This window comes from Sphingobacterium deserti (assembly GCF_000757725.1).
GTDB lineage: Bacteria > Bacteroidota > Bacteroidia > Sphingobacteriales > Sphingobacteriaceae > Sphingobacterium > Sphingobacterium deserti.
In genome coordinates, this window is record NZ_JJMU01000044.1 from 19002 (window position 1) to 27020 (window position 8019).

Annotated in this window: 5 protein-coding genes; 3 read left to right on the top strand and 2 right to left on the bottom strand. The window is 42.3% G+C overall.

Going from position 1 to position 8019, the window contains the following annotated elements; genetic code table 11:
- Nucleotides 1-47 precede the first annotated feature (47 nt).
- The 3 genes from DI53_RS12370 (at nt 48) to DI53_RS12385 (ending at nt 5182) form a co-directional block, all read left to right on the top strand.
- Entirely contained in the window at nt 48-2534 is a 2487-nt protein-coding gene (locus DI53_RS12370) for a glutaminase family protein (RefSeq protein ID WP_241462420.1), read from the top strand.
- A 287-nt stretch (nt 2535-2821) separates the two neighbouring features.
- Nucleotides 2822-3907, top strand: a complete 1086-nt coding sequence (locus DI53_RS12375) for a PDDEXK nuclease domain-containing protein (RefSeq protein WP_037499863.1) — start codon at nt 2822-2824, stop codon at nt 3905-3907.
- Between the two features lie 813 nt (nt 3908-4720).
- A complete protein-coding gene (locus DI53_RS12385) occupies nt 4721-5182 on the top strand; it encodes a hypothetical protein (protein WP_037499868.1) in 462 nt (153 codons plus the stop codon).
- 161 nt (nt 5183-5343) lie between these two features.
- Here DI53_RS12385 and DI53_RS12390 read toward each other — a convergent pair whose 3' ends face one another.
- On the bottom strand, nt 5344-6885 hold the full coding sequence (locus tag DI53_RS12390; RefSeq protein WP_037499871.1) for a family 43 glycosylhydrolase: 1542 nt from the start codon (nt 6883-6885) through the stop codon (nt 5344-5346).
- 136 nt (nt 6886-7021) lie between these two features.
- On the bottom strand, nt 7022-7915 hold the full coding sequence (locus tag DI53_RS12395; RefSeq protein WP_037499874.1) for a helix-turn-helix domain-containing protein: 894 nt from the start codon (nt 7913-7915) through the stop codon (nt 7022-7024).
- Nucleotides 7916-8019 lie beyond the last annotated feature (104 nt).

The following is an 8019-nucleotide window of genomic DNA, read 5'->3' on the forward strand; positions in this document are numbered from 1 at the left end:
TGTTAACCCACATTACCCCACCGTTATAAACTGTTTTGCACTAAATTATGATGAAAGTAAAGAACTTTAAAACGAATAAGATGCGGATAGGCTTATGGCTCTTCGCCTCGATCTTCATGGTATTTGCGGCTTACGCTCAAGACAACTCCGGTCGGAAAGCTCCAGCTTATCCATTGATAACCCATAATCCGAATTTCAGTATTTGGTCGACCAGTGACGTGTTGACAGATAAGACCACAGAGCACTGGACTGGTGTGGCGCATGGTTTGACAGGATACCTTGAGGTCGATGGGGCTATCTACCGCTTTATGGGGATGGATGTTCCGCACTACCAAACGATTATGCCGCCGGACAAAGAAGAAAGTAAAACGGCAGTGAAATATAATGAGCAAACGTCGGCAAACGGTTGGCAAGGGTTAAACTTTACGGCATCCAATTGGAAAGAAGGGGTGTTGCCTATTTCTGATAATAAATCGGTACCCGGCACCTTGTGGGAATCTGATAATATCTGGGTGAGACGAGAATTTTCGTTGGATAAAGTGGATAAAGATAAGCCCTTGTACCTGAAGTTACATCACGACGATAATGTGGAGGTGTACCTCAATGGCAAGCTGGTTTTTGAGAAGGAGGGCTGGAATAACCGATTTGAATATTTCGATATTTCTTCCAAAGCCAACGGCTTGTTGCGGACGGGCAAAAATGTGCTTGCCATATACTTGAAAAATACAGCAGGCGACCGGTTTTTGAATTTCGATCTCGTAAACAAGCTGCCGTCTGACAAGGCTGGTGTGGCTGTTGCACAGCAAACTGGCGTGGATGTGCAGGCTACACAAACGGTCTATACATTCGATTGTGGCGGTGTTGCCCTCAAAGTTTCCTTCACTTCGCCACTTTTAATGGACAATCTTGATCTTCTGGCGCGGCCTGTTTCTTATATCTCCTACGAGGTTGCCTCGAAGGATGGGAAGCAGCACCGTGTTAAGGTTCACCAACAAGTGTCTTCGGATTTAGCGGTCTATATGGCTGATCAGCAAGAAGTAGAAGGGTGGGCTTACAAGGATGGAGGTCTTTCTATCCTGAAAACCGGTACTGTCGAACAACCAACATTACAGAAAGGCGCTGACGATATGCGCATCGACTGGGGATACCTGTATGTTGCGGCGCCTGCAAGTAAAGACGTTAAACAATATTTATCCGGAAGCAGAGCAGACAAAAATGCAGGTCCATATCGTGGCAAATCGCTATCGCTGCATACCGAAATTGCTTTAGGTACGGTAGGCGCTACGCCTGTAGAGCGGTTTCTGACCATCGGTTATGACGAGGTTATCGCTATTCAGTATTTTAACCAAGATCTACGTCCTTGGTGGAACAAAAACGGCGACCGTACTTTCGAGTCGCAATTACAGGCTGCGGTAGCAGACTATGAAAAATTAATGCAGGACTGCGCTCGCTTTGATCAAACCCTATGGCAACAAGCTAATGAGGCCGGGGGAGAAAAATACGCTCACCTCTGTGCTTTGGCCTATAGACAAAGTATCGCAGCACACACCTTAGTGGAGGGGCCAGAAAAAGAGGTGTTGTGGCTCTCCAAAGAGAATAATAGCGGCGGGTTTATCAATACGGTGGATGTAACCTACCCTTCATCACCTTTATATTTGATATACAATCCTATTTTATTACAAGGAATGCTAAATGGTATCTTCCATTTCAGCGAAAGCGGGAAGTATCCACATCCTTGGGCTGCGCATGACCTTGGTACGTATCCGCGAGCTAACGGACAGACATATGGAGAGCCGATGCCAGTAGAAGAATCTGGGAATATGCTCATCATGACGGCGGCAATAGCGCAGGCGCAAGGTGATGCAGCATACGCGTCGAAACACTGGGACATTCTTACCACTTGGACGGACTACCTCGTCAAAGAGGGGCTCGATCCAAAAACGCAGCTTTGCACGGATGATTTCGCAGGTCATCTTGCGCGTAATGCCAACCTTTCGCTTAAAGCAATAATGGGCATTGCGAGCTATGCACGACTTGCAGAAATGTTGGGAAAGAAGGATGTCGCGGATCGTTACCGGAAAATTGCGGAAGAAATGGTGCCGAAGTGGATGGCTATGGCCGATGCTGGAGATCACTATGCGCTTACCTTTGATGATCCCAACACCTGGAGCCAGAAATATAACCTTGTTTGGGATAAGGTATTGGATTTTAACTTGTTCCCCAAAGAGGTAGCCGTGAAAGAAATTGCCTATTATTTGCCACGCATGAATCGTTTTGGCCTACCGTTGGACAGTCGGAAGAACTATACGAAAAATGATTGGATACTGTGGTCGGCAGTCATGACGGAGGATCAGGCAACCTTTAAAAGGTTTATAAACCCCGTGTTTCGACATGCCTTAGAAACACCGTCTCGTGTGCCACTAAATGACTTTTACGATTCTACAAATGGTATTCGGGAGAACTTTAAGGCGCGTAGTGTCGTCGGTGGATTTTATATGAAGATGTTGGCGGATAAATGGACAGCGAAACGTTGATCTAAAAAATAAAATGTCTAAAAAGCTTTTGGACAATCTGGCTTTTATATTCATAGGAGGGAAAGTCAATTACGATATCCTCACTCAGGTATCGCTATTATCGTGCAGGACCTAACTGTATGACAAAGTTGTTCAATCCCTGAAATTAAAAAAGCTCGATGAAAGTCGGGCTTTTTTGTGCTTTATGAACCTCAGACGATAAGAATCTGGTTTTAATCAGCTGAGCGGAAATCAATGAGCTTTTTTAAAATCAATTATTTTTAAATTCGTATTTTGTAGTTTTAGCCATGGATCAGAGATTTACCGACATCATACAGCTTATACAACAATCCCGACGGAATGCAATAAAGGCAGTCAATACAGAACTGATTAATTTGTATTGGAATGTAGGAGCATATATCAAACAAAAATTGATAGTTGCAGAATGGGGGGATGGAACGGTAGACGAATTAGCTTTGTTCATTCAACGGAACAATCCCGAATTGAAGGGGTTCAGTAGAGCTGGGCTCTATAGGATGGTCAAGTTTTTTGAAACATATGCGCAATCTAAATTTGTCTCACCATTGGTGAGACAAATTCAAGATACTGATAATAAGGATGGTATAATTGTGTCAACAGCGGTGATACAATTTGGTTTCCAAGCCCAGGATATTAAAAATACACTTTTGGCAGCATTGAGTTGGACACATCATCTTACTATCTTTTCACGCTGTAAAACCGAAGAAGAAAGAGAGTTTTACTTGCGTATGGCTATTAAAGAAAAATATACCAAACGGGAACTTGACCGCCAAATTTCTGCAAGTCTTTTCGAGCGTACAATGATCGGAAATGCAAAACTCACATCACTACCTGGAGAATTTAGGTCCGATATAACAAACCCTTTCAAAGACAATTATGTATTTGAGTTTCTAAACCTGCACGAACCGCACAATGAAAGCGATTTGCAAAAGGGCTTAATCAAACAAATGAAAAATTTTATTCTTGAATTGGGACGGGATTTTATTTTCATTGATGAAGAATACAAAGTGCAGGTAGGCAATAAAGATTTTTATATCGATTTGCTGTTTTATCATCGTGATTTGCAATGCTTAGTAGCTTTTGAACTTAAAGCTGATGAATTTCAACCTGAGCATTTGGGACAACTTAATTTTTATTTAGAAGCGTTAGACCGTGACGTAAAGAAGACCCATGAAAACCCTAGCATCGGGATTCTGCTTTGCAAAGGTAAAGACAGCGAAGTAGTCGAATATGCGTTGAGCCGTTCGCTTTCACCCACTATGGTTTCGGCATACCAAACACAGCTGCCAGATAGAAAACTATTGCAGCGGAAACTACACGAGATTTTTGAGAACAGTAGCACGGGTGATATGTAAATATACGAAATCGTTTGATGTCGATTTCGATATGATTTCTAGGCTTTGTCGTCCCCTCATTCCCCAAACATTTCTCGTGCTTTCCAACACTGAAAGTATACATTGTATGCGATAACTAGATTTTAGTGTGTAGTACAGAATATGTAAACCCGCGTGTTGGGCAATTTGTTAGGACTGCAATTGTCCTCTGAAATAACGTTGTTTCTCGCAAACGCTTCCGTTACTCGCCCCCGTTCCGGGCTTAAGGACAAAAATGTATTGGATACAGTGTAATGCGTAATGGGAGAAATCATAATATAACTTTTACATTATCGCTCCTGACCTTAAATTAACGCAAATGTCGCCTCATTTTTGTTGCGTATGTAGGTCTTTGCCATTGCACGATCTAACAAGGATGCAACAAAAATCCAGCGACGATTTTTTTGGTTACTTTTTTTAGGAAAAAAAGTGACGCCCCCGTCCCGGGCTTAAGGACAAAAATGTATTGGATACAGTGTAATGCATAAAGGGAGAAATCGCAATAAAACTTTTACATTATCGCTCCTGCCCCTAGATTAACGCAGATGTCGCCTCATTTTTGTTGCGTATGTAGGTCTTTGCCATTGCACGATCTAACAAGGATGCAACAAAAATCCAGCGACGATTTTTTTGGTTACTTTTTTTAGGAAAAAAAGTGACGCCCCCCGTCCCGGGCTTAGGGACAAAAATAGCATTACATATCGCATAGCTACATTTTAAATCCCTCATCTTCTTAATAAATGATATTCCAATAAACAAGTTATTAATTACTAATATTTTTAGTAAAATTGTAACATGAAACCGCTAGAAGTTCACGTTAGAGGAAAGGTGTTGCACATCGCATGTAGTACCAAAGACAAACCCTTTGGGAGTAGGGAAGTTACATTAACAGGTAAAAACGGCGTTTCTATTTACATTTTTCGAAAGGAGATTGGCATTTGGAAACTGGCGTATGGCGACCTTCCAGACGATCTTCGAGAAGCTTGTATCGATGCCATCATTCTTCGCCTGGATGATGCTGTGGCAGAAATGTTTTATGACAAGGGGAAGCGTCAGATTGTGGAGATTAGACCAAAGCCAAAAGGGTTGTGGCACGTGTTTATAAATCACGCCTATGCAGCCAGCATTCGGCACGATGGCAGAAATTGGGAGTTTCACTTCGATGAGGATTCCTCACTCGACAATGACCGAATGACAAAATACGTCGGAATGATATCAATGGGCAAGGTGCGATGGATAGATCGGGATGGACGCTGATGGAATTTTATTCGTTCTATCACGATGAAACACCTGTACAAGTTTATTTTACAAGTCCTACAGATTTTTTTCTGTTTGAGAGTAACGCTAATTTCGAGTTGGTTGCAGATAGCTCGGGGAGCGTTGTAGGTTTAAAAATAAACGATGAACTGCTTAAACGTTTAGATTGATGCCTTATTCATCTTAAAGTAGCTAAAGATTGCTGGAGCGTTCGCTTTTCCAATATGTATCAACCCGGGACGTGCTACGCGATCCCAGCGCGTAAGTGCAGTGGCATCGATGGCCTCTTGGTTTATTTTTTTCCAGTGCCTGCCATCCGTACTCCAAAAGAAATCACAATATACGCCACGGTTTACTTCAACCTTTAGATATACGTTATTTGCGTCGTTTACAACGGTTTCAAGCAGGTCTTCTTTTCCATCTTTCACGGATTTCAAATGAATCTCGTTGCCCTGAATGCTCAAAAGAAAAAGGTTTTTATGGTCTCCATATAGCGTGAGCCCTTTTGAAGCATCATTTTGATTGACAACCTGTGTCTCGAAGGTATAATGTTGTGCTGTCGGACGGACACACATGGCCGTTCCATAATCGTTGTCTGGCTTTGCAGTCCCTTTTAAATGAAGCTGTTTATTTACGAGTTCGAATTCGTTAGTTGCAAATGCGTAATTCCAAGTCCATTCAGGCTTCAAGCTTTTGCTATCAAAAGAATCCTTAAAATCAGCGGATTTCTCCTGCTTGTGCGCAGCTTTGATTAGCGGTTGATTTCTGCTGGCTTCTTTTCCAGTGACAAAATAAGGCCAACCCTCTTTGTTCATTTTGATTTGCTGAAGAATAGGTTGTCGCCCTTGGTAGACGTTATCCCCCGAAAGGTAGCCATGGCACAGATAATAGAGTTGATTGTCTAAGCCCTTTACCGCCGTCCCATGACCTACAGAAACGTATTGCTTACCACCTGTTAAGATCGGATTGCCTTCGTATTTCTCATACGGCCCCGTGAAGCTTTTGGCACGTGCTACTCTGACGTCATAATTACTTTTTGGGCCGCAGCAGTCGCGAGCAGCATAGATCAAATAGTAATAGTCGCCCTCCTTATAATGATACTGTCCTTCCATACCAATTCCTTCATCGTCACGCAGCAAGGAAAACAGTTCTCCTTCCAATCGTAACCCGTCTGCAGACAATTTGCTTCCCACAATTTCAATGTTTCTATCATCCAGTCCATACGCTTTCCAGGTAATGTACAATTGTCCAGCATCGTCAAAGATAAATGCGTCGATAGCTTCTTTTCCATGGTTTATAAGGATCCCGTGATCCACAAAAGGACCTTCAGGAGAATTTGCTATTGCCACCCCAATGCAGGTGATTCCATCTGTCCGGCGGCGAGCGGTGTAGTAGCAATATACTTTTCCGTTAAGCTCGTAAAGCTCAGGAGCCCAAAAAGAGGATAGTGTCCATTCCGGTTGAACATCAAAGATGTGTCCAATCTGTGTCCAATTGATTAAGTCTTTAGATTTGAAATAGGGGTAAAATGGTGCCCATTCGGAAGAGGTAGATGTTGCATAGTACGATCCATTGACACGGATAACACTGGGGTCAGGGAGATCACCGGAGATAACAGGGTTGGTAAAATTTTGCCTGGATGAGCATGCAGCTAATAGGGAAAGTAACGTTAGATATATAGGAAATAGGAAGCACTTATTCATAGTCTGTATCTTGGTGTAAATTTTCACAATGGATAGTATGTAAGATACAGCTTTTAGGTAAGATCTCTAAATCTATTTTAAACCGCCACTACCCAGTTTTAAAACGTTCGTTTGCATAAGAGATCGATACGAAATATCAATTCAAATTCTTGTATTCATTTGGTGTCACACCTTCCTTCTGTTTAAATAGGCGAGTAAAATGCTGTGGATATTTAAAACCTAACTCATACGCGATCTCACTTATAGATTTATCACCAACGGAAATCCGTGCTTTTGCGGCATTGATCACATGCGCCTGGATGTATTCCTGGGCGGATACGCCGATCTCTTTCTTGATTAGATCGCCAAAATAGTTGGTCGATAAGTTCAGTTCCCCGGCACACCAAGAGACAGATGGTACGCCGATTACCTGCGGCCTATCCGAAGAAAAGTAGTTGTTCAGCAATTGTTCAAACCGTTCTAAAATCCCTTTGTTGACATGCTCCCTGGTAATAAATTGGCGATCATAAAAACGAGTACAGTAATTCAGAAACAGCTCTATATTAGAAACAATTAATTTCCTGCTATGCTTGTCAATAGCGTGCTGTAATTCATATTCTATTTTTCCGAAGCAATCACGAATAATCTTCCTTTCCTGTTCGGATAGATGCAGGGCTTCATTCGCAGCATAAGAGAAAAAATGATAATCAGTCATGGTCTTTCCGAGCGAGGTTCCAGCGATCAAATCAGGGTGAAATACAAGCGCAATGCCCTGTGGCTGATAATAGCTATCACCGCTTTCTCCAATAGCTTGATGAGGAGCCAAAAATATCAAAGTTCCCTCCTCATAATCATAATTGTTTAAGCCGTAGCGTAAATCGCCGCAATAGATTTGTTTCAGAAAGACCGTGTAAAAGCCATAACGCAAACGTCGGAGTTTTCTCGGGTTGGCTTTGTCCAAATGAACCACGCTGACCAGCGGATGTAGGGTCTCGTTGTTATTAAAATCGTTGTATTCCTTTACGCTGCTAAAATAAAGTATATCTTCCATTGCCTCGTTCCGTTTTTAATCTGCACTACAAAATTACGAAATCATTCCTTGCATTGGAGCTTGCCATCCCTCAATCAGTAATTATGGTAAGTCATACCGTGATT

Excerpts from the sequence above, each read along its gene's own strand:
- DI53_RS12370 (WP_241462420.1), top strand. The coding sequence starts at position 48 with ATGATGAAAGTAAAGAACTTTAAAACGAATAAGATGCGGATAGGCTTA.
- DI53_RS12375 (WP_037499863.1), top strand. The coding sequence starts at position 2,822 with ATGGATCAGAGATTTACCGACATCATACAGCTTATACAACAATCCCGA.
- DI53_RS12385 (WP_037499868.1), top strand. The coding sequence starts at position 4,721 with ATGAAACCGCTAGAAGTTCACGTTAGAGGAAAGGTGTTGCACATCGCA.
- DI53_RS12390 (WP_037499871.1), bottom strand. The coding sequence starts at position 6,885 with ATGAATAAGTGCTTCCTATTTCCTATATATCTAACGTTACTTTCCCTA.
- DI53_RS12395 (WP_037499874.1), bottom strand. The coding sequence starts at position 7,915 with ATGGAAGATATACTTTATTTTAGCAGCGTAAAGGAATACAACGATTTT.